This window comes from Sorangium sp. So ce887 (genome assembly GCF_051521455.1).
Lineage (GTDB): Bacteria > Myxococcota_A > Polyangia > Polyangiales > Polyangiaceae > Sorangium.
On sequence record NZ_CP150354.1, the window covers coordinates 3,503,947 to 3,528,647 of the forward strand.

17 protein-coding genes are annotated in these 24,701 nt (G+C 71.5%); 4 read left to right on the forward strand and 13 right to left on the reverse strand.

Going from position 1 to position 24,701, the window contains the following annotated elements:
• Positions 1–402 precede the first annotated feature (402 nt).
• The 4 genes from WMF36_RS13240 to WMF36_RS13255 all read right to left on the reverse strand — a co-directional run bounded on the left by WMF36_RS13240 (position 403) and on the right by WMF36_RS13255 (position 3,583).
• Positions 403–1,326: a transposase gene (locus tag WMF36_RS13240; protein ID WP_437581904.1), complete on the reverse strand. Its 924-nt coding sequence runs from the start codon at positions 1,324–1,326 to the stop codon at positions 403–405.
• Between the two features lie 309 nt (positions 1,327–1,635).
• Positions 1,636–2,508: a hypothetical protein gene (locus WMF36_RS13245; RefSeq protein ID WP_437579952.1), complete on the reverse strand. Its 873-nt coding sequence runs from the start codon at positions 2,506–2,508 to the stop codon at positions 1,636–1,638.
• Positions 2,505–3,104, reverse strand: a complete 600-nt coding sequence (locus tag WMF36_RS13250; protein ID WP_437579953.1) for a hypothetical protein — start codon at positions 3,102–3,104, stop codon at positions 2,505–2,507. Before WMF36_RS13250 ends, WMF36_RS13245 begins: the two co-directional genes overlap by 4 nt.
• Positions 3,101–3,583 carry a hypothetical protein gene (locus WMF36_RS13255; protein WP_437579954.1) on the reverse strand — a complete coding sequence of 161 codons (483 nt, stop codon included), beginning with the start codon at positions 3,581–3,583 and terminating at the stop codon, positions 3,101–3,103. The genes WMF36_RS13250 and WMF36_RS13255 overlap by 4 nt, the downstream gene beginning before the upstream one ends.
• A 71-nt stretch (positions 3,584–3,654) precedes the next feature.
• Between WMF36_RS13255 and WMF36_RS13260 the strand changes: the two genes are divergently transcribed.
• Together WMF36_RS13260 and WMF36_RS13265 are read left to right on the forward strand one after the other, a co-directional pair.
• Positions 3,655–4,347, forward strand: coding sequence for a TetR/AcrR family transcriptional regulator (locus WMF36_RS13260; protein ID WP_437579955.1), 693 nt, complete (start codon positions 3,655–3,657; stop codon positions 4,345–4,347).
• 279 nt (positions 4,348–4,626) lie between these two features.
• Positions 4,627–8,739, forward strand: coding sequence for a hypothetical protein (locus WMF36_RS13265; protein ID WP_437579956.1), 4,113 nt, complete (start codon positions 4,627–4,629; stop codon positions 8,737–8,739).
• 34 nt (positions 8,740–8,773) lie between these two features.
• On the opposite strand, the gene WMF36_RS13270 is transcribed toward WMF36_RS13265, so the two are convergent.
• The 7 genes from WMF36_RS13270 to WMF36_RS13300 form a co-directional block, all read right to left on the reverse strand.
• Positions 8,774–10,123, reverse strand: coding sequence for a hypothetical protein (locus tag WMF36_RS13270; protein ID WP_437579957.1), 1,350 nt, complete (start codon positions 10,121–10,123; stop codon positions 8,774–8,776).
• A 337-nt stretch (positions 10,124–10,460) separates the two neighbouring features.
• Complete coding sequence (locus tag WMF36_RS13275) at positions 10,461–11,579, reverse strand: hypothetical protein (RefSeq protein ID WP_437579958.1); 1,119 nt, start codon at positions 11,577–11,579, stop codon at positions 10,461–10,463.
• Between the two features lie 498 nt (positions 11,580–12,077).
• Positions 12,078–13,682 (reverse strand): thrombospondin type 3 repeat-containing protein, encoded by a 1,605-nt coding sequence (locus WMF36_RS13280; RefSeq protein WP_437579959.1) that lies wholly within the window; start codon positions 13,680–13,682, stop codon positions 12,078–12,080.
• Between the two features lie 31 nt (positions 13,683–13,713).
• The gene (locus WMF36_RS13285) at positions 13,714–15,177 is read right to left on the reverse strand and encodes a hypothetical protein (RefSeq protein WP_437579960.1); all 1,464 of its coding nucleotides are present in this window, start codon (positions 15,175–15,177) and stop codon (positions 13,714–13,716) included.
• Positions 15,177–16,217, reverse strand: coding sequence for a hypothetical protein (locus tag WMF36_RS13290; protein ID WP_437579961.1), 1,041 nt, complete (start codon positions 16,215–16,217; stop codon positions 15,177–15,179). The genes WMF36_RS13285 and WMF36_RS13290 overlap by 1 nt, the downstream gene beginning before the upstream one ends.
• Before the next feature lie 167 nt (positions 16,218–16,384).
• Positions 16,385–18,037 carry an FAD-dependent oxidoreductase gene (locus tag WMF36_RS13295; RefSeq protein ID WP_437579962.1) on the reverse strand — a complete coding sequence of 551 codons (1,653 nt, stop codon included), beginning with the start codon at positions 18,035–18,037 and terminating at the stop codon, positions 16,385–16,387.
• A 148-nt stretch (positions 18,038–18,185) separates the two neighbouring features.
• The gene (locus WMF36_RS13300; protein WP_437579963.1) at positions 18,186–19,511 is read right to left on the reverse strand and encodes an endonuclease/exonuclease/phosphatase family protein; all 1,326 of its coding nucleotides are present in this window, start codon (positions 19,509–19,511) and stop codon (positions 18,186–18,188) included.
• 464 nt (positions 19,512–19,975) lie between these two features.
• Between WMF36_RS13300 and WMF36_RS13305 the strand changes: the two genes are divergently transcribed.
• Entirely contained in the window at positions 19,976–21,817 is a 1,842-nt protein-coding gene (locus WMF36_RS13305; RefSeq protein WP_437579964.1) for a PE-PGRS family protein, read from the forward strand.
• Between the two features lie 129 nt (positions 21,818–21,946).
• Here the strand turns inward: WMF36_RS13305 and WMF36_RS13310 are convergent, their stop codons facing one another.
• Together WMF36_RS13310 and WMF36_RS13315 are read right to left on the reverse strand one after the other, a co-directional pair.
• On the reverse strand, positions 21,947–22,330 hold the full coding sequence (locus tag WMF36_RS13310; RefSeq protein ID WP_437579965.1) for a KGG domain-containing protein: 384 nt from the start codon (positions 22,328–22,330) through the stop codon (positions 21,947–21,949).
• Between the two features lie 622 nt (positions 22,331–22,952).
• On the reverse strand, positions 22,953–23,195 hold the full coding sequence (locus WMF36_RS13315) for a hypothetical protein (protein ID WP_437579966.1): 243 nt from the start codon (positions 23,193–23,195) through the stop codon (positions 22,953–22,955).
• Positions 23,196–23,662: 467 nt separating this feature from the next.
• Between WMF36_RS13315 and WMF36_RS13320 the strand changes: the two genes are divergently transcribed.
• Entirely contained in the window at positions 23,663–24,688 is a 1,026-nt protein-coding gene (locus tag WMF36_RS13320; protein WP_437579967.1) for a phosphatase PAP2 family protein, read from the forward strand.
• Positions 24,689–24,701: the final 13 nt, after the last annotated feature.

A 24,701-nucleotide genomic window follows, 5' to 3' on the forward strand; every position in this document is an offset into this window, starting at 1 on the left:
GCGGCCCACCCGACCGGGCCCAGCGGCCCACCCGACCGGGCCCAGCGGCCCACCCGACCGTGGTTGCGACTCGAACTCGAACTCAAACTCAAACTCAAACTCGCCGGCCGTGCCGTCTGACCGTGGTTGTGACCCGTAGCCTGGTTACGCCGAGCCCAGTCCAGATCCCGGTGCCCAGACCGAGTAAGGTGAACGGGTAGCTACGCCGAACCGCTGTGATCACGCGACCTGAAACGGACGTCGTGAGCCCGTGAGCAAGCCCAAGTGAGCGTGAACGTGTGGCCCTGCGCACCACCCCTACAGTACGGCAATACGACCCAGACCCTGGTTGTACGACGGGAGAGGCACCACCCGTGGCACCCGCTCGCCCCTCGCCGATTTCGAGCCGTGCTCGCTCTGCGCCTATGCTGCAGCGCGCTCGCCCTCGTCAACGGCAGCTCCGTGGAACACGCGCATCCACCACGTCCCTGCAGGGAAGATTATGCTGCGCGCGCCCGCACGCCATTGTTCGATTGATTTGCGATACGCGGCGCGGAAGGCGCGCACGGCGGCAATGGCATTGTTTAGCGCGTCGGTTCGCCCGCGACCAACCGCGAATGTCGGATTGAGTTCGCGAAGCGGCTCGATGGTCTTCGCGCGCTTGTAAGGGGAAATCTTGCTTGCACGTGCACGTCCGAGGAAGCCGATCCCCTGTTGTTCCAGTGTCGCGTGAGCCCGTTGCTCGTATTGATCGAGCTTTGCCGCGATCTCGTGGCGAAACCTATCAGCATCGCTGTTCGCGATCACAGGTGGAACTGTGATCGAAATTGCAGCTTCCTCCGGCCATTCGGTGTTTTTCGAATTGAAGTATATCTCAGGGCGTTGGGCTCGCAGTGTACCGCAGCCGAGTTCTCCGACGAGCACCTTCGCTCCTGGCCATTGGTGTGCATGCTGCACGAGGCCGGCGACCACCGGATTCGCGAGCGTGTAGGCGATCTTCTCAACCAGCGCGTCCCTTGTTGCTAGGTGTACCGCGCTTGTCGCCCCGTGGTCCCATACCGGGCCTTCCCACGCTCGCAGGACTTTGGTCCCGAGCGCGACGAGGCGGTGAAACCGCTGAAGGAATCGTGGGAGCTCGCCACGCGTGTCTGTGACGACAAGATGAAGATGCGTGGACATCACGCAGAGCGCATGCACGAGGATCCCATAGCGTTGGGCCGAGAGCGCCAGGGTATAGATCACGAGTTGTGTGATGGCGGAATCGGGGCGGAGGAGGAAGTGTCTCCGCAGGACACGGCGGGTGAGGAGGTAGGTAGCGCCGGGGACGATAGCGCGGGGCTGGCTCATGTTCATCGGCGATATCAAGAGCCGTGCCATGCGAGAACGCGGCTGTTCCGGGCGACTGACGCGCTTGGGCGGGTGGCGGCCGCCACCCTCTCCGCCAGCTATCGCCGCTGTCGCGCAACATGGGTCGGGTCCGGCACGGCAGGTCCGGCACGGCAGGTCCGGCACAGGCACACGCAACGTGGGTCGGGTCGGGGTCCGGGATCCGGGGTCGACCGCGACCGCACACGCAACGTGGGTCGGGTCGGGGTCCGGGATCGACCGCGTTGCGCCGCGCCGTTGCGCCGCGCCGCGCCCCCGGCCTGCCTTTCTCTACAAGCGGACCCCGCCTCCCAGCGACGCCCCCCACACGGTCGCCCCTCGCTGGCCAGCCAGCCCGGAGGGGGCATCCAGGTTGACGGCAACCTGGGAGCGCACGAACATCGCCTCGAATTCTGCGTTCGCGTACAAGATGGCCGCCCACTGCGAGAAATCCCGTCCGGCGAGCGGTGCCGTTTGCGCGAACATCTGCACCCGCAGCCCGGGCGTCAGCGGACCCATCCTGAAGCCCGCGTACGCGGCGGCCACCATCGCCAGCCGCGACGGATTGGAGTTCACGGAAATGAGCACGGCCGGATCCAGCTCGGCGCCAACGACCACCGGCGCAGACAGATCCATCCGGCAGCGGAGCAGCAAGGCGATCGGGATCGCATTCGGCGCCCACAGCCAGTAATCCGCGAACCCGCGCGCCGCCGTCGCGACCGCGTAGTTGTACTCGGTTTCCGTATTCTCCGGGATCGTGCCAGGGAAGGTTGTCAACGGCGGTGCAACCCCGATCCCGGCGCGGAACGAGCGCTGGCGTTCCTCGACCAACGCCGCCTGCACGGTAACGAACGGGTTCCCGAAGCGAAACGACGAGCGCCTCGCCTCGCCCTCCACCTGAAACGTGGTCCAGGCCGAGGTCACGTCCGTGGTTGCGCTCAGCCAGCCGTTCAGACGAACGCCCGCCGACACCTGCGGCGCGACATGGATCGTCGCCAGCTCCCTGTCCTGCGGCGATGCCGTAAAAATGCCGTACAGCGCAACATGGCCGCGGTCCTCGAGCCGCTCCGGCAGCTCGCCCGTCCCCTGCGCCCAGCTCGGCGCCGCCGCGAGGGCGCCTCCTACTGTGGCAACCACGGTCAACGCGAGCGTGCGCCCGCTCACCTCGTCCTCCTGAACTTCTGCACGCCGCGACCCCGCAGGCTGGTCACGTAGACGCTCCCGTCCTGACCCACCGCGATCCCGTGTCCCCAGTCGATCTCCCCGGGGCCGTCCCCCGAGGTTCCCCACCGGTCCACGATCTCTCCATCGAGGTTGATCCGCACTACATGCCCCCGCGGCCGCTCCGGATCCTGGTCCCCCCCGTCGACCACGTAGATGTGCCGATCGGGCCCGAAGGCGATCGCCCACGGCCGCCCCAGTGCGGCGCTCTTCCACTGCGCAAGGTAGTCGCCGTCTGCGCTGAAGACCTGCACGCGCGCGTTTTCCCGGTCCGCCACGTAGACCCGCCCCTCGTCGTCGGTGACGATGCCGTGGGGCGTGTCGAGCTGCCCCCGCCCGAACCCCTTCTCGCCCCACTCCATCAAGAACTCGCCGTCCTCGGAGAAGCGCGCGATGCGAGCATGGTTGTAGCCGTCCGCCACGTAAACGTCGCCGTCCAGGCCGAAGGCGACGTTCGTTGGCCGATCGAGCTGCTCCGGGCTCGCCGCGCACCCGAGCCCCGCGAGCGACACGAGGATCCACGCGTCTCGTCCCTTCATGGCGCCTCGCCGAGGGTCATCACCACCTTCCCCTCCGCCGTCAGCTTGAACACCCGGTTCTGCTCGGAGTCCGTCACCCACACGAAGTCGTTCCGATCGACCTCGATCCCGTGCGGATAAACGAACAACCCCTCTCCCCACGCATCGAGCAGCTCCCCCGTCCCGGCATCGAACACCAGGATGGTCGCCTCGCTGATCGGCGCGTCGTTCCCCGACGTGCGCCCGGCCGCATGGCTCACCAGCACGCGCCCGCGCGCGTCCACCGCCACGTCGAGCGCTGGCCCGAACACCATCCCCTCCGGGACACGCGGCCACCCGTCCACCACCTCATACGGCCCCGCAGGCGCGTCGTCCGCCACCGGCGGCCGCGACGTGCACGCTCCCGAGAGCGCGCCCACCGCGAGCGCCAACCCCACCGCCAGGCGGCGGCAGCCGCGCTGGGCCCCGAACGCCGCCGTCTCGCCGCAAAGCAATCCCATACCCTTCAAGGATAACAGTGTTATGCTGAGTGCGTCAACAGGCGGAGCGCGGACGTGGCAGGATCGTGGGTATGGGTGTGATGGACGCAGATGAGCCGGTGGAGCGCGTGTTCCAGGCGCTCTGCGACGGCCGGCTGGCGCGCGACGAGCTGACTGCCCGCAAGATCGCCGCGTTCCTGGGCCAGACGACCATGGTGCTGTATCACCACTTCGGCTCGCTCGACGGGTTCCTCATCCGCGTCGACGGGGCCGGGTGGCGGCGGCTCGCGGAGCTCCTCGAGGCGCGGGCGCGCGCCGGCGCCGACGCGCGGTCGCTCGCCGTCGGTTATGTCGAGTTCGCGCTGCGCCACCCGGATCTCTACTGGCTGATGGCCGAGCGCCGCTTCGACCGCGCCCGCCTGCGCGAGGAGGGGCGCCTGCGGCTCGCGCGCCCGCTGTGGAGCGGCTTCGTCGAGCTCTTGCGCCGCTACGGCAGCGCGTGTCCGGCGGAGGACACCCACGTGCTCTTCGCGGGCCTCCACGGCATCGCGATGCTCGCGCTGAGCGGGCGCGCCAACCTCGGTGAGGGCCCCGTCAACCCCGGTGAGGGCCCCGCCAACCTCGGTCGGGACCTCGCCGCCAACCTCGGTCAGGACCTCGCCCCGGACGAGGAGGTGGCCTTCGCCGCGGCGCGCCGCCTCGCGGATCTCGTGCTCCCCGCCCGTCCCCCCGACCCGCCCGCCGCGCAGGCGATCGACGGCCGCGGCCCGCGGCGCAGCGCCTGAGCCGGCCCTCTCAGGCAACCGCCGGCGCCCGAGGACCCGACCCGCCATCCGCACGCGACGCACGGGGCGCCCCTCTCTCCACGGCCGGGAAAAATGGGAAAGGGCGTCGAGGCGAGCCTTCGCGCCGGGCGCATCTGCCGCGCCGACGCGCGGCCTGCGTCGATGTTGCCCGAAAACGACCGCGGCGCATCGGGCCGCTCCACTGGACGGGCCGTGCAATGTCGGGGAAATCGGCACGTCCTGCGAGCTCGCGGCATCTATCTCGGTTCGGAGGTGCTTATGCGCGCGCGACGCTGGGTCGCTTGGTTGCTCGGTGGGGGGCTGCTCACCGCCGGCGTGGGTTGCGGCAGCGACGAACCGGAGGCGCCTGGCGCAGCTCGGCTCGCGATCGCCGCGAGCGCGGACCGCGCCGTGCATTCCCCCGACGCGCTCGGAGCCCAGAACCAGGCGGCGATCGCCGCGAACGCGGACGCGAGCCTCCTCGTCGCGACCTACACCGATCCGCGCGGCGCGCTCGCGAGCCCGCCCAGCCTGTCCGGGGTTGCGCGATCCGCCGACGGGGGCAGGACCTTCGCCGAGTTGGTCGGCCCGAACGGCGAGCGCACGCTGCCCTCGGCGCCCGGCGGCCAGGTGCTCGGCGCGCCCCGCGTCGTCCACGATCCGGGCCGCGACGTGTTCATCAGCGCCTCCACCTACGTTCGCCCGGCCGATGGCCTCCAGGGCCTCTGCATCCATGGCTCGAACCCCGGCAGCGCGGCCGGGACCTCGTGGTCCGCGCCGGTGGAGGTCGCTCCCACGTTCGTCGCGGGGGAGAGCGCCGAGCAGGCCTCCATCGACGTCAACGGGGCGACCGGGCGCCTGTCCGTCACCTGGGTCCAGCGCGGCGGCGCGTCGCCGAGGATCCTCTACAGCCACTCCGACGACCTCGGCCTGACCTGGTCGCCCGCAGCCGTGCTCGCGCAGGCGCCGGCCGGCGGCGATCTCGACGGGCCGGGCGCGCGCATCCTCCCCGGGCCGACCGACCGGGGTTCGGTCGTCTATGTCGTCTTCCGCGCGATGGAGCCGGGGACCTCGCTGCGCAACCTCGGATGCCGCCGCTCGACCGACGGAGGCGTCACCTGGGAGCCGCTCGTCCTCCTCGATGCGACAAGCTACCCCCCTGAAGACCAGGTCCTCGGCGTCGACCACGCAAGGAGCTCCCCGTCGATCGACATCGACCAGGCCACGCGGCAGGTCTACGTCGTCTACCAGCGGAGCGGCGACGGCGGGACGGGCGACATCGCCCTGCGCTCCTTCACGGAACGGTGCGCCGCCGGCAGCGCCGTCCTCCTCAACAGCGATCCAGGGCGCGATCGGGCCCAGTTCTTCCCCTTTGTCGCCGTCGACCGATCGACCGGCACCGCACACGTCGTCTATTACGACCAGGACGTCGCCGGCTCGGGCGACCTCACCGAGCTCATGCACACCGCGTCGAGCGATCAAGGCGCCTCCTGGAGCCCGCCTGCGCCGATCTCGGACCGCCCGTTTCACGCGGGCCACGGCAACGACGCCTCGCGGCAGAACCTCGGCGAGCGCATCGGCGGCGTGGCGCTCGCCGGCGAGCTCTACAGCGTCTTCAGCAGGACGGCCGCCCCACCGCGGTTCGATGAGGGACAGCCGACGTCGACCTCCATGATCGCGCCGAACGTTCACCTCGATGTCCTCGACGAGCTCGCGCGCGTCCCGCCGCTGCGCGCCGCCGGCACCCGGGTTGCGGATACGGCGTGCGGCGCCCTCGCGAACGAGCGCATCGATCCGGGAGAGCTCATCGAGGTCGGCGTCTACCTGGAGAACTACGTTGCCAACCCGGTCTCCGGCAGGACGACCCTCTCCGAGATCACGGCCACGCTCGCCACGGAGACGCCCTCCGTCACCGTCGTGAGGGCGAGCGCGACCTACCCCGAGCTCGAGCCGCTCCGCGTCGCCGCCAGCGACGCGCCGTTCCTCCTCACGACGACCCGGGACTTCACCCCGGGATCGCCGATCGAGCTGACGCTCACGGTGCGCTCCGCTCAGGGCACGATCGCGCTCCCCATCGCGCTCGAGACCGGCGTGCCGGGCGCCGCGGACGTCCTGCTTCGCGAGGACTTCGACGCCGCGAGCGCGCCCGCGCTGCCCTCCGGCTGGCAGTCGGTGCGCGACGGCGGACCGGCCTCCGCCGCGCCGTGGGTCGTCGCGCAGACGCTGACGCCCGGCAACAACGCGGCATTTCACGGCGAGGAGCCGGCGACGTCGCACGTCGCGCTGCTGTCTCCCGCCGTGACGATCCCGGAGAGCCCCGGGGAATCCCATGTCACGCTCGACTTCGATCTCACCTACGAGCTGGAGGACGATCCGCACCGGCTCGTCCAGGCGTTCGACGGAATGACCTTGCGCCTGGAGGATCTCACGGCCGGCGCCGCGCCGCGGGCGGTCCTCGCCGAGGCGTTCGCCGAGCGGATCATGACCGGTGCGAGCCACCACTTCCCCAAGCACCTGCCCGCCCGGGACGACCCGGGCTACCTCGGGGATCACTCGGTCTGGTCCGGCAGCTCCGGCGGGAGCAAGCGCGTGTCGATCCGCTTCCCTGGCGCGGGGCTGCGCGGGCGGACCGTCCAGCTCCGCTTCGACTACACGCAGGACGACAGCCTGGTCTGCACGGACATCGGGCGTCCCGGGCCTTGTGGCGTCGCGATCGACAACGTCGTGCTCGCGGCGGTGCCGGTCGCGTCCGGGGCCTGCGGGGCGGATCTCGCCATCACGGCGGATGCGCCGGATCCGGTGTCGCCCGGCGCGCAGTTCGTCACGACGCTCAGCGTCTCCAACGCGGGGCCGGGCGACGCGAGCGACCTCGTCGTGACGCACGTCCTGCCGTCCGGGGCGAGCCTCGCCAGCGCCTCCGGGACCGGCTGGACGTGCGACCCGGCGACCGAGGGGCTCGTGTGCCGGCGCGCGTCGCTCGCCGCGGGGGAGAGCTCGTCGATCGCGGTCACCCTGGTCGCGCCCGCGCTCACCCCGCCCGCGGTCGCCCTCGAGATCGACGGCAAGGCGAAGGTCACCGCGAGTGAGCACGATCCGGCGCCGGAGAACAACGAGGGCGAGACGCAGACGACCGTCTCCGTGCCGACGCGCCTGATCGGCTTCCTGACCGTGCTCAGCGAGCGCACCGCCGGCGGGGAGGTCGCCTACACGTTGCTCATCAACAACACGGGCGGCCGCCTGCAGCGCGACAACGCAGGGTTCGAGTTCGAGGACGTGCTCCCGCCGGAGCTCCTGCTGCAGGGCGCGGTCGCGGAGAAGGGCGCGGTCACGTCCGACCCCGTGACCAACACGATCGGCTGGGACGGCGATGTCGCGCCCGGGGAGTGGGTGATCCTCACGATGCAAGCGGCGCTCCGGCCGCTCACCGACGGGCTCGTCGTGACGAACCAGGGCACGATCTCCTTCGACGCCGACTCGGACGGGGTCAACGAGTCGAGCGTGCTGACCGACGAGCCCTTGTTCGCCGGCGCGACCGATCCGACCGTCTTCACGGTGAGGCCCGCGATCTGCGGGGACGGCGTGCTCGGGCGGGGTGAACCGTGCGACGACGGCAACCTCCTCGACGGGGACTGCTGCTCGTCGCTGTGCGCCGCCGCGCCGACGACGGTGCTCTGCCGCATCGCGAGCTCGTCCTGCGATCCCGGGGAGTACTGCGACGGCGCCGGGCGCTGCCCCGCGGACGTGGTCCTGCCGGACGGGTCCATCTGCGGCGACTTCGACCTCTGCAATGGCATCGAGCTTTGCTTCGAGGGGAATTGCGTGAGCGACATCCCCCTCGACTGCGATGATGGGGATCTGACGACCACGGACGAGTGTCACCCTCTCTTCGGCTGCCGCAATCTACCGGGCACGGCGCCGGACATTCCCATTGACGGGACCGGTGGCGGCTCGGGCGGCGGCAACGTCGGTGGCGGCCGTGACCCGCCAGGCGGCGGCAACGCAGGCGTGGGCGGCGACGTGAGCGGCGGTGACAGCGGTGGCGGCCGTGACGCGCCAGGCGGCGGCAACGCAGGCGTGGGCGGCGACGCGAGCGTCGGCGGCGACGGCGGAGGCCGGGATGCGGCGGGCGGCGGCAACGCAGGCGTGGGCGGCGACGTGAGCGTCGGCGGCGACGGCGGAGGCCGGGATGCGGCGGGCGGGGCAGGGGGAGGAGACCACGCCGAGGGAGGAGCGCCGCCGGGGGCGTGCAGCTGCTGCTTCAGCTTCAACTGCACGCTTGCCGCCGTGGGCGGCGAGACGGAGCACGCGCCGGGCACCTCCCGCGCGCTCGCGCTCTTCGGCCTCCTCCTTTCGCTCGGCAGCGCGCGCCGCGCCCGCCGCCGTCGCTGCTGACGGCGGCGCCCCCGCGCCGCGCGCGCCCCCGCGATCACTTGTAGAGGAAGACCCCCTTCAGGTCCTCGGTCTGCGCGATGGGCGTGCTGTCCTTCTTCGAGGTCGCCCTGAACTGATAGATCATCCCCGAGTCCAGCGCTGGACCGTCGTACGCGACAGAGACGTTCTCGCTCCCCGACACCCTGGGCACCTCGAGGTTCTCCCAGATCTTCGCCCCGAGCGCGTCGAACAGCGTCACCTCGTAGAGATCCTCGCTGGAATCGTCCTCGAAGACGAAGGTCGGTGTCCCGCTCACCTCGTCGAGCGAGCTCGCGCCGGGCGAGACGACGGCGAGCGCGCCGGTCACCTTGAACGACTCCTGGACAGGGTGGTCCTCGCCGGAGACCGTGATGCGCACGATCTCGGTCCCGCCGATCGACGTATCAGGATCCCGCACGAGCGCGTCGTTCTCGAACGCGGCGAGGATCACGTACTCGCCGTCAGGCACCCCGGCGATCGAGAACTCGCCGGTCACGTTGCCCTGCCGGAGCCCTCGCGGGGTCTCGCCGCGGGCGGTCATCTCATCGAACGTATCGGCCACGACCAGGATGACCGAGGTCCCGCTCCCGCCGGACGCATTCACGATCTCGACCTTGCCGCTCACGATCGCCGTGGCGTCTCCCGTGGCGTGCAGATCGACGCCGGTCGTCTCCTTGCCCGCGCTGACGGTCGCGCTCGCCGTGTCGAGCGCGAGGCCGGCGCCATAGCCTTTCACCGTGACCTCGCCCGCGGCCACGTTGAAGATCGTGTAGCTGCCGTCGAGATCGGCCGCGCCGGTGGCGCCGCCCGCGACGACCAGCGTCCCGCCGGGCTGGTCGGCGAGGACGACCCCGGAGATGGAGCCGAGGCCCTCGCTGTCCGACAGCGGCAACAGCGCGATCTCGGTGGCCGCCGACGCGATGGCGAGCGGCTTGCCCGACGCGGTCGCGAGGTCGATCGGCAACGCGACCCGCGGCGCCTTCGGGAAGGTCTCGTGAGCGAGCGCGTCGGCGCGCAGCGTGACATCGGTCTTGACCGGAGCCCCGCTCGCGTCGCGCCGCGCCGGCACGGCGAGCTCGTAGCTGCCGTCGGCCCCCGTGATCGCCACCCGGGAGATCACGGCGTCGTTCGGGTCCCGCGCGAGCACTCGCGCGCCCGCGATGCTCTTGTCATCGAGCGAGTTGTAGACGCGGCCCTTCAGGGTCACCGGGTCGAAGCAAGCGGGCTCGGCGCCCTCCACCTCCTCGCACACCTGCGGCGCCGTGCACCCCGTCTGCTCGGCCACCGAGCAGCTCTTCGGCTGGTCCTCGTCGTCGTCGCCGCCACACCCCATCGCCGTCACGGCGCAGAGCATCCCAACAGCCATCGAGCGCATCCCCATTGACTCGTCTCCTTTCAAACCAAGTGTCGTCACCGCAGGCACAACTTCTCAGCTCGCGGGCGTTCGGCGCTGCGTCCCCCAAGCTCGTCTCCGGTCCGTGCGGAGGGACTACACCACGAAGGCGCAGCGGGAACAGAGGAGCATGAGAACAGACCTCTGTGTATTCTGTGTTATTCATGGTTTTCCCTGGTTTCACGAGGGAAGGAACCACAGGGGCACAGAGAGCACAGAGGAGAGAACGAGGACGTTCGTGTACTCTGTGTCTCTATAGTTCAGACTTTTTCGCTCACGAAACCAGGGATGATCGTGGGCGATACGATCGCTAGTTCACAATGGGCTGGCAGCAGCCGGTGATGCAGTAGTGGTACGCGTCACAAGGCTCCTGGCCGGCGAGCCCGCACGGCTGGACCTCCGGCGCGCACTGGCCTCCGCTGTCGCCGCCGGTCCCGCTGCCGCCGGTCCCGGCCGCGCCGCCGCCCACGCCGTCGCCGCCGGTCCCGGCCGCGCCGCCGGCCCCGCCGCCGCCGGCGCCGGTGCCGGCCTCGAAGCAGTCGGCGGGCAGCGTGTCCTTGCCGAGGCACAGCTCGCAGCGGCCGCAGTCGTTGAGGCAGGCGTCCACGGGCATGCACGGCTCGCAGCGGCTCGGATCGGAGATGCCGTCGCGCGAGCACGAGCCTTCGCCGGTGCCGTCGGCGTCGGAGCCGAGCCAGACATACGCCCCGCTGCCTGCCGGCAGCTCGCAGCAACCGAAGCAGTCGCAGCCGTTCGGCGTGAGCGGACCGCAGACGTCGTGGCAGGTATCGGACTGCTCCCTCTTGAGCTGGCTGCAGCTCTTGCCGTCGGCGCCCGGCGTCGAGGCGCCAGGGTCATGGGCGCACATCGCCCCGTTGCTCGACTCCGGGTGATATCCGGGCGCGACCTCGTTCGGATCGCACTGATGGTTCCAGTGGCAATCGTCGTTGCCGGCCCCGGAGTCCTGATCGAAATAGCAATCGACGGTGCACGCCGGCCCTGCCTGGCCGGGGATCCCGCCGTAGTAGCTGTCCTCGGTGTTGTCGCACGGGCCGAGGCAGTCCGGATCCTGCGCGTCGAGGAGCCCGTCCTCATCGTTGTCGATGAGATCCCCGCACTGGTACGTCTTGCCCTGGCACTCGACGATGCTGGTCGGGAGCGCGACGCCTCCGCCGCCCGCGGTGCCCGTGCCGGCCCCGCCGCCGCCGCTCGCGCTGCCGCCACCGCTCGCGCTGCCGCCGCCGCTCGCGCTGCCGCCGCCGCTCGCGCTGCCGCCGCCGCTTGCGGCGCCTCCGCCGCTGTCGCCTGCGCCTGCGCCGCCGGACGGGGCGGCGCCATCCACGGCGCTGTCGCTGCAGCCGGCGACGAGGTGGACTCCGAACAGCGTGGTCATCAGCAATGAAAGAGAGAGCGGGAGAGCAAGGCGCATGGTGTCTCCAAAGGTGGCTCAAGCCGCCCCCGCCCGCAGCGCGGGCTGCGCAGCGGGCGTACCGGCGCGTTCAGCCGGAGCAGTTACACCGACGCGACATCACGGCTCAGAAAAATGCGCGGACCGAGATCATGGCGAAGCCCGCCCGGAACCCGCGTGGGGTGATGGGTGATAACCCACCCCTTGCTTGCAGCAATTCCCAGGTAGTCACCGAGCGGGCGCTCGCGTCGCTCCCCGATTCCTGGTCATGTGATAGGGAGGAATTTGAACCACTGAGGCACAGAGGACACAGAGGACACAGCGTTTCCTTGTTCTCTCCTCTGTGCCTCTCTGTGGTTTCTTCTCTCAGGAAACAAGGAACGAGCGTGGGCGATACGGTGTTGGCGTAACTCCTACCTTCTCGCCCTCGTGTCCAGATGACGGAACTGCCGTGCCGCGCGCCGACAGCCCTTCAGGGCTCCTGGCGCCGCTGCGCCGCCGTGCCGCGCGCGACGGCGATCACGCCGCCCGACCGCGACGCCGGCGGGAGCCCAGGCCCAGCGCGCCGGCGAGGAGCGCCACGAGGCCGACGAGCGCACCGCCGCCTTCGCCTCGCTGCATCGCGCAGACCAGGCCGGACGAGACCTCCGGCGCCGCGATCTCGCCGCCGCCCGTCCCGCCGCCGCCCACGCTGCCGCTTCCGTCGCAGACGTCACCGAGCCCATCGGCGTCGCCATCCGCTTGATCCGCGTTGGCCGCGAGCGGGCAGTTGTCGTCGCCGTCCGGGACGCCGTCGTCGTCGTCGTCCGCGTCATCGACGTCGCAGGCGTCGCCCAGATCGTCGTCGTCGCCGTCGGCCTGATCGGCGTTCGGGACGGCGCCGCAGTTGTCCGCCGCGTCGGGCACACCGTCGTTGTCGTCGTCCTCGTCGCAGGCGTCGCCCTGCCCGTCCCCGTCGCTGTCGGCCTGAGCGGGGTTGTGCTCCTCGTCGCAGTTGTCCGCCGCGTCGGTCAGGCCGTCGCCGTCGCCGTCGGCGCAGGCGTTGCCCACGCCGTCCTCGTCGGCGTCCGTCTGATCGGGGTTCGGGACCTCCGGGCAGTTGTCGACGTCGTTCGGGATGCCGTCGCCGTCGCCATCGGCTTCGGCGTCGAGGTCGCAGGCGTCGCCGCGGCCGTCGGCGTCGCCGTCGGACTGATCCTGGTTCGACACGTGGGGGCAGTTGTCCCGCTCGTCCGCGATGCCGTCGTTGTCGTCGTCTTCCTCGCAGGCGTCGCCGATGCCGTCGCCGTCCGTGTCTTCCTGGAAGATGTTGGAGTCGACGGGGCAGTTGTCCTCCTCGTCGTCTCGGCCGTCGTCGTCGCTGTCCGGATCGCAGGCGTCCCCGAGGCTGTCGCCGTCCGTGTTCTCCTGGTCCGGGTTCCGATCCGCAGGGCAGTTGTCCTCGGCGTTGACGAGCCCGTCGCCGTCGGCGTCGACGTCGGGCTCGCAGAAGTCGCCGATGCCGTCGCCGTCTCTGTCCTCCTGGTTCGGATTGCGCGTCGCGGGGCAGTTGTCGCAGACGTCGCCGAGCTTGTCGTCGTCCCTGTCCTCCTGGAGCGGGTTCGCGACGTCGCGACAGTTGTCGACGTCGTTCGCGATGCCATCGCCGTCGTCGTCCCCGGACTCACAGGCATCTCCGATGTCGTTTCCATCGGCGTCCGCCTGGTCGGCGTTCGCCGCGACAGGACAGTTGTCGTCAGCGTCGATGACACCGTCGTTGTCGTCATCGTCGTCGCAGCTGTCGCCGGCGCCGTCCCCCTCCGCATCCCCCTGGTCCGGGTTCACCGCGACAGGACAGTTGTCGCAGAGGTCGCCGAGGCCGTCTTCATCCGAGTCCCGCTGATCCCGATTGATCACGCTCTCACAGTTGTCGCAGGCATCGCCGACGACGTCGCCGTCCGTGTCCCCCTGATCCGGATTGGCCACGGACGGGCAGTTGTCGTTCGGATCGGCGACCCCGTCAGAATCGAGATCCAGCCCCGCCCACCCCGCGACCGGCAAGATCAGCCCGATCACGCCCGCCGTGAGCCCCATCGCCAGCCGTCGCCCGCGCGACCGCACGCCCCTTGTCATCGCACGTTTCATCGCGCCTCCATCCTTCCTGGCGACAGCCGCTTCATGGCGACAGCTTGGTCACGAACACGTCCGTGCCCTCGCCGCCCTCGAGCTGCTTCTCCCCGAACATCACCTTCCCGGTGAACGCCCCCGTGACGAACACCTGCCTCTCCCGGTCGATGGCCACCCCCGTCGCCCGGTCCGCGCCCGCCCCGCCGAAGCGGTGGCTCCACCGGTAGCCGCCCTCCGGATCGAGCTTGGCCACGAACACGTCGTCGTCTCCCGCGCTCGTCACGGGCCCCTCCGCGAGCGACGCCTCCCCGCGGAACCCCCCCGCCACGAGCACGTCCCCCGTCCCGTCGACGAGCAGCTGGCCCAGCGTCGCGCCCTCCTCGCCGATGACCCGGCTGTAGAGGTGCCCGCCCCTCGCATCGAGCTTGGCCACGAACACCGCCGGGCGCGCTCCGGCCACCCGGGGGCCGCCGCCGAGGTCGATCGCCCCGCCGAACTCCCCGCCCACGATCACGTTGCCCGCGCCGTCCACCGCCACGGCCCTGGCCCGCTGCAGCCCCGCGTCGCCGAAGCGCCTGCTCCAGCGGTGCTTGCCGAGCGCGTCGAAGCTCGCCACGAACACGTCGAGATCCCCGGCGCTTTTCAGCGGATCGCCGCCGAGGTCGAGCGTCCCGGCGAAGTCCCCGACCACGATCGCGTTGCCGAGCTCGTCCATCGCGACCGCGCGCGCCTGCTGATCGAAGCCGTCGCCGAACCGCTCGCTCCAGAGCGGCGTCCCGTCGGCCTCGAAGCTCGCCACGAACACGTCGCTGCCGCCGGCGCTCTGGAGCCGGTCCTTGCCGAGGCTCAGCGCGCCGGAGAAGCGGCCGGTCACGACGATGCGCCCCGTCGCGCTCGCCGCCACGCCCGTCGCCGCCTGGAAGCCGATGCCCCCGAGCGGCTGCAGCCACAGCTCCCGCCCCTCGGCGTCGAGCCGCGCGACGTAGCCGTCCCGCCCGCCGGCGCTCGTCCGCGGCGCGCCGCCGAACTCCAGCTTGCCGGAGAACTCGCCCGCGACAAGGAGGCCCTCGTTCCCGTCCGTCGCGAGCCCGTTCACGATCTGCGGATCGAACGCCCCGAACCGCTTCAGCCCGAGCCCCGCCCCGTCGCTCGCCGCGAGCCGCGCCCAGAAGACGTTCTCCACGCCGATCGGCGTCACGCGCTCGTCGTCGAGGGCCACGCCCTCCGCCTCCGTGAGCCGGCCGAGGAGCGCCGCGCTGCGGTCGTCCGCGACGGCCACGCTCGCTCCGGCCTGCTCCCCGTCACCCCCGAGCGCGCGCGCCCACTGCACCTCGCCGCCCGACTGCGGCGCGCGGCCGCCCTCACCCCCGGAGCCCCCGGCACCCCCGGCGCCCCCCGAGCCCGTCGCGGCCGAGAGGCTGAGGTCCGGCGCGCAACCGAGCGCTGCGCCGCCGAGCACCACGCCGCCAAACACCGTCGTGATTACAATGATAATGTAATTTTGCGTTAACATCAGAACGTTCCCTGCCACACCACGCCCTGCGTCGTGGGGGTCAAGAGCGGCACGAGCGACGCCGCCGCGCGCTCGTCTCCCGTCCTGGGCCGCAGCAGGATGCCGCCGAGCGCCGCGCCGACGCCGGCGAGGCCGACCGCGCCGAGCGTCACCGACAGCCCGAGGCTCCGGTTCCATCGCCCCCGGAGCGCCTCCATGCTCTCGAAGTCGTGGGCGCGCCGATCGCACACGGCCCCGGGGCAGTCGTTCTCGACCTTGTCGCGCGCGGCCGCGTGGTCGATCGCGAACGCCGCGCTCCCCGCGAGCGCCGCCAGGCCCACGCCGCCCGCCGCCCAGGCCCACATCGGCACGGGCGCGCGGGGCACCGGCGGCGCGCCTTCGGGCGGCGGCTGCCCGCCACCCCCGCCGGCCTCCGGCTCGGCCCCGCGCCCCGGGACGAGGGCGATGCGGACCTCCACCGGGGCGCGCTCCGCCTCCTTCAGCGTGACCTCGCGCCGCTCCGTCTGGAAGCCGGGCGCCGCCACCACCACCTCGTGGCGACCGGGGTTGAGCTTGCGCGGGTAGGGGAGCGCCGCGCGGGGGATCGGCTGGCCGTCCACCCGCGCATCGAGCTGGTCCAGCGGCGCGCCGTCGACGCGCACCACGAGCGACGGAATGCGCGCGTCGAGCTGCTCGACCATGGCCGCGGCCGCCGCCCGCGCCTGCGTGAACGCCGAGGGCTCGTCCTTCGCGAGGGGCAGGTGGACGACCTCGTACGCCGTCTCGCGGGCCTCGAGCAGGCGGCCCAGCGCCTCGTCGGCGCGCGCCAGGTCGAGCCCCGTCGTCGGGACGCGCACGAGCGCGTGGGCGGCCTGGAAGTCCGCGCGGGCGGCCGCGACGTCCCCCGCGTCGCGCTTCTTGCGCCCCTCGATGAGGAGCGTCCGCGCTGTCTGTCGATCGGCCGCCGAGGGCTCGGCCCACGCCGGAAGCGCCCCGGCGACCGAGAGGACAGCCAGGGCTATGCCTGCGGCGCGGGAGGCACGAGGGCGCAGCAATTTCATCTCATCACCAAGCTGCCGGGGACCGTCCCGGATCACCTGGTCATGATCGCACGCGGCTCGCGCGGGGGTCAACTGCGCCCTCGCCCGCGCATCGCGCGCAATCTCTCATGACGCGCTCAAGCGCTCGTGGCGCGCTCATCGTATGTCGTGTGTCGCGTGCTCGCCGATCAGCTGGCCGGGCGATTCTGGGGCAGGCTCACGGCCGTCACCGGGACGGCGACGACCGCCGGCGCCCTCGGCGGCGTCACGGACTCTCCGGCGCCGGCGGGCGCCTCGACCGGCGCGACGGGCGCCAGATCGGCCGTCGCCGGCCCGCGGAGGACGCGGCCCATGGCGTCGAACCGGGCGCCGTGACAGCGGCAGTCCCAGCTGCGCTCCGCGGGGTTCCACGACACGATGCCGCCGAGGTGGGAGCACATGGCCGACCTCTCGTGGATCTGCCCCTGCGGATCGCGGTAGACGGCGAGCTTCTTCAGGCCCCTGCGCACGACAGCGCCGGTGCCCGGCGCGATCTGCGCCACGTCGCCGACATCGCCCTTGCCGAGCCACGAGGCGTACTGGCAGGCGACATTGACGTTCTCTTTCACGAACTCGGAGACCGCGGCCAGGCTCAGGTTGACGCGCGAGGGATCGAAGAGCGACGCCATCCGGTTCTCCCGGTCTTGCACGAGGTCCGAGATCACGAGCCCGGCGATCGTCCCGTGCGTCATGCCGTTGCCGCAGTCGCCCGTGGAGATCAGGATCCTCGAGTCCCTCTTGACGCGGCCGATGTACGCGAGCCCGTCGACCGTCTCCATCACCTCGCCGGACCAGCGGTGCAGCACCTCGCCGGCCTGCGTGAAGCGCTCTCTCGCCCACGCCTCGAGCCGCGCGTAGCGCTGGTCTGCGTCGCTGGCCTGGCCGGTCTTGTGGTCCTCTCCGCCCACGATGAGCACCTCGTCCGGGCCGTCGGCGCCGTCGACGTTGGCCAGGCGGACGTAATGGAACGGCTCGGCCGTGTCCCAGTAGAGGCCCGGCGGGACGGCGTCCCGGGGCATGCGCAGGCCGATGACGTAGGTCCTGTATCCGGCCTGCTTCATGTGCACGCTGATGCGCGGGATGAAGGGGGAATTCGTGGCGAGCACCGCCTGGCCTGCGACCACCTCGAGGCCCCGCGCCGTCCTGACGACGACCTTGTGGGGCACCGCGTCCTCGTCGACGTCGACCACGTGCGCCAGCGTGTAGAGCTTGCCGCCGTCGCGCTCGATCGCCCGCGAGAGCCCTGCGAGGTACCTGCGGATATGAAACTGCGCCTGATCGGGGAAACAGACCGCGGGGCCCGTGTCGAAATCGAGCAGCGGGGCCCGGTCGACGTAATGGGTCGAGCCGAGCCCGGCGCGGTGCGCGGCCTCGATCTCGTCGCGGAGCGTCATCGAGGGCGACCCCGGGGCCGCGAAGAGATAGCCGTGGACACGCCGGAAATCGCAGTCGATCTCCTCTTCCTTGACGATGCGCTCGATGGTGTCGATGGCCGCCGTGTGGCTCCGCGCGGCGAGGCGCAGGCGGCTCACCTCGTGGAGCTTCGCGAGCGAGGCCCAGCGCCTGTCGAGCGCGTGGGTGATGTGCGCGGTGGTGAGGCCCGACTCGCCCCCGCCGATCGCGCCGTTGTCGAGGACGACGACGCGGTTGCCGGCCTTCGCGAGGAGATACGCCGTCGTCAGCCCGGCGATCCCGGCGCCGACCACGCACACGTCCGCCGTGTGGTCGGTCGCGAGGGGGGCCATCGGAGGGAGAACGGCGTGGGTCCAGGCGGTGTTCTTGTCGCAGGCTCGATCCGTCATAAACTCTCCGCGTGTGGACGCCAAGGGCTGCATCCCGGCGCTCGGTCTCGGTGATCGGTCGTCTCGCCCGCCTCCCGCGAGGCGTGGTGCTCTGTCGCCGCCGGGGCGGCGCGTTGAAGAAGAACGCCCGGGCGGCGCGCCGGGCGCGTCATGAGTCGCGCCTCGACAGGGTGACGAGCAGCCCGTAATGGTCGGAATAGCCGCTCTTCACCTTCTTCTTGCCCGCCTCGATCGTGAGGCTCGACCGCATGATCTGGGCTCCGTACGCGTCGCCCTCGAAGCCGCGCAGCAGCACGTGGTCGATGAGCAGCCCGCGGGTGCCCTTCCCCCCGTCGAGGGGGTTGTCGAAGCAATACGTGCATTGCGCGTCCCCCTGCGATGCGTAGGGGTTCGCGAAGCCGCGCGCGAGCAGCCGGTTGTAATGGGCGGGCAGGCGCGCCGAGATCGAGGGCGCGATGGCGGGGCCGGTATTGAGATCGCCGAGGAGCAGGGTCGCGCCGCGGCCGCCCGTCTTGCGGTCCACGTAGTCGAGGAGCGCGTCGATCTGCGCGGACTGGTCCTTCTGCCACGACGCGTTGCGGGGGTGCGGGACGCCCTCCAGGCTCGCCGTGAGGTGGGTGCAGAAGACGTGGAGCTCGCCGACGGAAGGGGGCGAGAGCCGCGTATAGAGCACGGCGCGGCGATCGATCGCGGACGGGAGCACCAGCGCGTCCCGCTCGAGGATCTCGGCGCTCGTCAGGACGGCGGTGCCGGAGGCCCCGGAGTAGGCCTCCACGGCCGCCGCGCCGCCGGCGCGCGCGGGGGGACGCGCGCCGGCGGCGTTGCTGTTCGTTCGCGCGCGAAGGCACGCTCGAGCAAGCTCATCAGGCCCCTGCCGCGGGTTCGCAGAGAGGCAGTTGAAGCAACCGGGCGACAGGCTGGTGAGCCTCGCCGCGCAGCGCTGGAGAAGGCATGGTAGCAAGGCGTGCTGGGTCAAGCCGGCACAGCTCTTCGCGGCGCACGCGACGAGCGGATCGGTCTCCTGCGGCGTGCAGCCGCCGTCCTCGTGGCCAGGGGGCAGCCTGAACGTGCTCGGCAACGTGCTGGACGTGGCGGAGGCGAGCTGCTGCCAGTGCTCCTCGAGCCAGAACTCCTGCACGCAGAGCAGGTCCACGGGCTGCTCGGCGAGCGCGCGGATGAGCGGCTCCGCCCGCTCGTCGACATATTTCAGCACACCCATCGCGAGCCCGCCGTTGTAGGTGGCCACGCGAAACGGCGACGCCCGCACTGGCCCGGCGCTCTCGCGCGCCGCGTCCTCCGGAGCTCCGGTCTGCGGCGCCCCGGCCTGCGGCGCGACGCCGCCCTCGGGGGCGCCGACGCTCTCGCGGGCGCGGCTCTTGTCGCCGCTGCACGCGGAGAGCGCGAGCGCACAGAGGATCGTCGCGCGCTGAAGCCAGGCCGTCTGCATCAGGCTGCTGGACGATGCAGATCGCATACCGTGACCGCCCGCTGCTCCAGCACGGCGCGCTCGGCCGAAGTCGCCGCGCTTGTCGCGCGCCCGCGGTGAGGCATTCCGTCACGATGAGACAAACCTGCACCGGGCGGGGCGCGCGTGACTGTCGCGCGCCGGAGCGCATCTCCTGTGTGGGAGAGCGACGCGCGGGCGCGCTGTCGAGGCGGGGCGCGCTGTGGAGACGGGACGTGCTGTGGAGGCGGAACCGGGAGGTAGCAGGTTGTCGCCCCGGATTTCGCCGAGACAGCTGTTGATTCGATCGGCGGGCACGCGTACTCCAGCTCCACGACACAGCGGATAGGACGTTCGACACCCCACAGCGATGGGTACCGGACCATCCTCGGCTCCACCGAACGCCGCGCGGCGCGGGTTCTTCGTCGAGACATGGAGGAATGATGAGAGCGCACATCGTGACGAGAGTGGCCCAGATTGCTCTTCTGACGAGCATGGGGTTCCCCCTGGGCTGCGACGGCTGCGACTCGGAGCCTGGCGGTGGAACCACCGCGTCGTCGAGCAGCGCCGGGGGCGCCGGCGGGGACGGCGGCGAAGGCGGCGTCGGCGGCGAAGGTGGCGCGGGCGGCAGCGGCACCGGCGGGGAGGGCGGCGCCGGCGGGCAAGGCGGGAGCGGCGGCGCGGGCGGGCAAGGCGGGAGCGGCGGCGCGGGCGGCATCGGCGGGCAAGGCGGCGCAGGCGGCATCGGCGGGCAAGGCGGCGCAGGCGGCATCGGCGAGGGCGGCGCCGGCGGCGCAGGGGGCGCGGGCGGCAGCGGCGAAGGCGGCGCCGGCGGACCGAGCGGCGTCGGCGGCGCGGGCGGCAGCGGCGGCGCAGGGGGCGCCGACGGCAGCGGCGGCGGCGGCGAGCCTCCCGCGTTCCTCGGAGAGGCCCTCTGGGGGTTCGGCGCCGGCGAGGAGAAGAAAGAGAGCATCGAGGCGATCGCGGCGGATCAGGACGAGAACATCGTCCTGGTCGGCGGCTTCGAGTCGGCGATCAACTTCGGCGACGAGGCCGACCGCCTCGTGAGCGAGGGCCGACACGACCTCTTCGTGGTGAAGCTCGATGCGGCGGGGGGCCACGTCTGGAGCAAGCGCTTCGGCGACGGGTCCGAACAGTACGGGCTCGCGGTGGCTACGGACTCGAGCGGCAACGTCGTCGTCGCCGGCGAGTTCGAGGGGACCCTCAACTTCGGCGCGGACCCGAGCACGGCGCTCGTGAGCGCCGGCGGGCGGGACCTCTTCGTCGCCAAGCTCGACCCCGACGGCAATCACCTCTTCAGCAAGCGCTTCGGCGACGCGCTCGGCCAGTCCGCCACGGCCGTGGCCGTCACCGCGGAGGACGAGATCGTGGTCCTCGGCATCGTCGACGGCGCCATCAACTTCAGCGAGGATCCCGGGGCCGCGCTCACGGGCACCGGCAGCGCCAACGTCGTCGTCGCGAGGCTCGACGCCGCCGGCGGCCACCTCTGGAGCAAGCGATTCGGGTCCGCGAACAGCTGGCAGCGCTTCCGCAGCATCGCGGTCAGCGACTCGGCCCTTTACGCGACCGGCGCGTTCGGCGGCATCCTCGAGATCGACGGCCAGATCGTGGAGAGCGCCGTCGACGGCGAGACCTCCGGCGCCGGAGGCGCCGGGGGCGACGGCGGCGTCGAGCCGATCTACGGCATCGACGGGCTCGTCGTCCGGTTCGATCTGGCGTCGGGCAGCCTGGTCTGGGCGCGCCCGCTGGGCGCCGCCGGCGAGCAGTACGCGAAGTTCGTCAGCGTGGGCCTCGACGGCCATCCCGTCGTCCTCGGCAACCACGGATCGGCGTTCCGGGTCGGCTCCACCGACGTCGAGCACACCGAGGCGGCGGGATACGACCTCTACGTCGCCCGGCTCGACGCCGCGGCGGGCGAGCCGCTCGCCGCGCGCGCGTTCCTGTCCGACGGCGACGAGTTCGTCTGGGGCTTCTCGCAGGATCCCTGGGGCAACCACGTGCTGAGCGGCTACTTCACCCGGTCGCTGGCGCTCGGCGGAGCGCCCGTCTCGATCGGGGCGCCCGCCACGGGCGACGCGTTCGTCGCGAAGCTCAGCCCGGACTTCTCCGAGGAGCTCTGGTCCGATGTTTACCGGGATCAGTTCTTCTCGTACACCACCGCTCAGGCGATCACCGGCGGCGGGAACACGGTCGTGGCGGGCCTCTTCTTCGGCGAGCGGCTCGATCTCGGCGAAGGCTTCCCCGCCCTCGAGCACAGCGCGCCTGCGCGCAATCGCGGCAACGGCGACGTCTTCCTCGTCACCCTTTCGCCCTGACGCATCCGATCGAGGGCGCGGCGCTGCCGTGCGCTCCGCGCGCCGCATCGCGGCGGTGCGCGCGAGCAGCTGGTGAATCCAGCTGCCGCGCGCACCCGAGCGCCGGCGTCCGCCGGGCAGCCGCGCGGATCAGTGGGCGCGGCTCTGCGGGCCGGCCTCGACGTGCTGCTCGTCGCGGCCGCCCTGCTCGCGCTCGTCCTCGCCCTCGCCCTGCGCGGCGCTCGCGCCGTCGCCCCGCGCCTCGCCGCCCTTGCGGCCGATCTGGGCCATGTGCCCGCGGTTCTGGCTCACGGCCGCGCCGCCCTTGCGGCCGATCGCGGCCATGTGCTCGCGGTTCCGGCTCACGGCCGCGCCGCCCTTGCGGCCGGCCGCGCGCGCCTCCTCGGAGCTGAACTCGTGGGCCGTGCCCTTCTCGTGCGCGGCCTTGCCGCCCATGCTCGCGATCGAGCGTTGCTGCTTCTGATCCATCGCCGCGAACCCACGACTGCTGCTCTGTCCTTGTTGCTGTGCCATGAGATGTCTCCTTGGTGTCTGGCGCATCGCTCAGCACCGTCACGGGGCAACCCAGGGGCGTGCCCGTCGGATCTCCGCTGAACGATGTCGGCGGGAGGGGTGACTGCAACGTGGATGCCATGGAGAAGACCCCAGGGTTACTGGGCTTCTCCGGCGCAGATCCTGCGAGGCACCCGCGGATTTCCGTGCGAGCTCGCGAGCGTCCAGGATGCGTCCCACCCGCCTCGAACGACAAGGTTGCGTGCGGGCGCAAGCGCGTCGCGGCCCAGATCGCGATCCCGCCGCCGGCCTGCGCTGCTCAGCTTGCACCGTGCGCTGCTCAGCCTGGCTGATCCCGGTTTCCAGCCAAGGATCCGCCACGCGGCAGACTGCCTCACCGGCCGTGGGCGCGCGGGCTATCGCGCCTCGTTCCGCAGCGCGATCCGCCCCGAGATCCGCGTCGAGCGGATGCACCCGAGCTCGCGAGCTCAGCGCATTGCGTTTGGCCTTCATCGCTCTTCAGGCGCAGACGAGCCCGGTCATCCGCTCGCATCGGCGCCGCGCAGTCGCGGTGCGCGGTCGTTCGCCCGGAGAGATCTCACATGAAGGCGAGAAGACGGGAAGATGTGAAATCATCGGAGTCTCACCCGTCTTCGCACCCTCCTGCCCTGTTCAAACAATGGACGCTGCACAGCGCCGCCGTCACGGGGATCGACCAGGAGCCGTTGACGATCTCGTGGGGCAGGGGCTCGCCGTCCACCTCGATGCGCGCGCCGGTCGGCCGATGGGAGAAGGCCGGCGTGGCCGCGAACGGGGTGATCCAGACGTCACTGAGCTGTTCACGATCGCCATCACCGGCCTCCGACTGGCGCGGTGGGTGCGGCACGCGCGCAGATCCTGCGGAGCGCGCAGTCGCGCAGATTCTGCGCGCTCTGGAGCTCGGCAGCGCGGTGCCGGAAGCGACAGAGCAAGGGGGTGAGACGCGTAGCAGCGGCTCCGCTGCGTCGCCGCGTTCGCACGCGCGCGAAGCGGCGTCGTGCGCGTGCGAACGCGCATGCGGCCCGCTGCGGCGGTGGTGGGCTGCGCCGCCGCGGCGGTAGGCTGCGCCGGGGGCGCTCCGGAGCGCGGCGGGCGCCTTGCGGCTGTCACGCACCGCGAAGCAAGCCCGTCGAAAACTCGACGACCGCGTGGCCCCCGGGTTGCTCCCCCGACTTGCTGGTGCGTCGCGGATGTCACGGCGACGCCACACGTGATACAGAGCGACCTGACGCAACGGACGCACCTGACGCCAACTGACGCCAACTGACGTAAGCGACCCGCGCCCGCACCACGCCATCCCTGGAACCTTCCTGTATGCAAGAGAGGCTTACAACGGACTGTGATAAGGACGCCGGCTCCCGCGGCCTGGTCGACGTCGAGCGCGCCGGGGCGCTCCTCAGGGACGCGCTGCGCGGCCTGGTCGCCATGTTCGCCCTCCAGGACGCGATCCTCATCGGTTACCTCGCCGTGACGACGGTCTGCTTGCTCGGCGCGCCGCCGAGCGAGGTGCGAGCGGAGTGCGTGCTCCGCAATCTGGCCGGCATCGCCGCGCTCGTGTCCCTCTGCGTGTTCGTGCGCCGCGCGACGTTCGTCCCTCGCCTGCTGCGGAGCGTGGTTTACCGGCTCTCGCTCGTCGGCGCCTTCCTCCTCAACTACCTCTCGCTCCGGACCCTCCTGCCGACGGTCCGGAGCGACAGCCTCGACGCGGAGCTCCTCCACCTCGACCTCCTCCTCTTCCGGGTCGAGCCGGCGCTCTGGATGGAGCGCTTCAACACGCGTCCTGTCGTGGAGTGGTTCTCCTTCTTCTACTTCAGCTACTTCTTCATCTGCTTCCTCTCGATGGCGCTGGCGGTCTGGGTCGCCCGCCTCGGCCGCGGCACGACCGAGTACGCGGTCGGCACCTCGCTCGTCTACTGCATTGGCCAGCTCGGCTACATGGCGGTCCCCGCCTACGGTCCCATCCAGGCGCTGAGCCACCTCTATCAGGGGCCGCTCGACGGCGGCTTCTTCTGGGGCTGTGTGAGCAGCGTCGTGCAGGCCGGCGGCGCGATGAAGGACGTCTTTCCCTCCCTGCACACGGCCGCGCCGCTCTGGTTCGCCCTGTACACGTTCCACCGCGCCCGCACGGACAGGCGCCTCTTCTGGCCGGCCGTGGTGGCCGCGTTCTTCTCCCTGAACATCATCATCTCCACCATGCTCCTCCGCTGGCACTATGCGGTCGACGTGGTGGCCGGCGTCGCTCTGGCCGTCGGCGTCGCGTGGCTCACGCCTCGGCTCGTCCGCTGGGAGGAGGGCTTCCGGGCCCGGATGGACCAGCCGCAGCCGTGGAGCTTCAGGTGAGCTCGGCCCATCC

Excerpts from the sequence above, each read along its gene's own strand:
- WMF36_RS13240 (WP_437581904.1), bottom strand. The coding sequence starts at position 1,326 with ATGAGCCAGCCCCGCGCTATCGTCCCCGGCGCTACCTACCTCCTCACC.
- WMF36_RS13250 (WP_437579953.1), bottom strand. The coding sequence starts at position 3,104 with ATGAAGGGACGAGACGCGTGGATCCTCGTGTCGCTCGCGGGGCTCGGG.
- WMF36_RS13255 (WP_437579954.1), bottom strand. The coding sequence starts at position 3,583 with ATGGGATTGCTTTGCGGCGAGACGGCGGCGTTCGGGGCCCAGCGCGGC.
- WMF36_RS13260 (WP_437579955.1), top strand. The coding sequence starts at position 3,655 with ATGGGTGTGATGGACGCAGATGAGCCGGTGGAGCGCGTGTTCCAGGCG.
- WMF36_RS13265 (WP_437579956.1), top strand. The coding sequence starts at position 4,627 with ATGCGCGCGCGACGCTGGGTCGCTTGGTTGCTCGGTGGGGGGCTGCTC.
- WMF36_RS13270 (WP_437579957.1), bottom strand. The coding sequence starts at position 10,123 with ATGGCTGTTGGGATGCTCTGCGCCGTGACGGCGATGGGGTGTGGCGGC.
- WMF36_RS13275 (WP_437579958.1), bottom strand. The coding sequence starts at position 11,579 with ATGCGCCTTGCTCTCCCGCTCTCTCTTTCATTGCTGATGACCACGCTG.
- WMF36_RS13280 (WP_437579959.1), bottom strand. The coding sequence starts at position 13,682 with ATGAAACGTGCGATGACAAGGGGCGTGCGGTCGCGCGGGCGACGGCTG.
- WMF36_RS13285 (WP_437579960.1), bottom strand. The coding sequence starts at position 15,177 with ATGTTAACGCAAAATTACATTATCATTGTAATCACGACGGTGTTTGGC.
- WMF36_RS13290 (WP_437579961.1), bottom strand. The coding sequence starts at position 16,217 with ATGAAATTGCTGCGCCCTCGTGCCTCCCGCGCCGCAGGCATAGCCCTG.
- WMF36_RS13295 (WP_437579962.1), bottom strand. The coding sequence starts at position 18,037 with ATGACGGATCGAGCCTGCGACAAGAACACCGCCTGGACCCACGCCGTT.
- WMF36_RS13300 (WP_437579963.1), bottom strand. The coding sequence starts at position 19,511 with ATGCGATCTGCATCGTCCAGCAGCCTGATGCAGACGGCCTGGCTTCAG.
- WMF36_RS13305 (WP_437579964.1), top strand. The coding sequence starts at position 19,976 with ATGGGGTTCCCCCTGGGCTGCGACGGCTGCGACTCGGAGCCTGGCGGT.
- WMF36_RS13310 (WP_437579965.1), bottom strand. The coding sequence starts at position 22,330 with ATGGCACAGCAACAAGGACAGAGCAGCAGTCGTGGGTTCGCGGCGATG.
- WMF36_RS13320 (WP_437579967.1), top strand. The coding sequence starts at position 23,663 with ATGCAAGAGAGGCTTACAACGGACTGTGATAAGGACGCCGGCTCCCGC.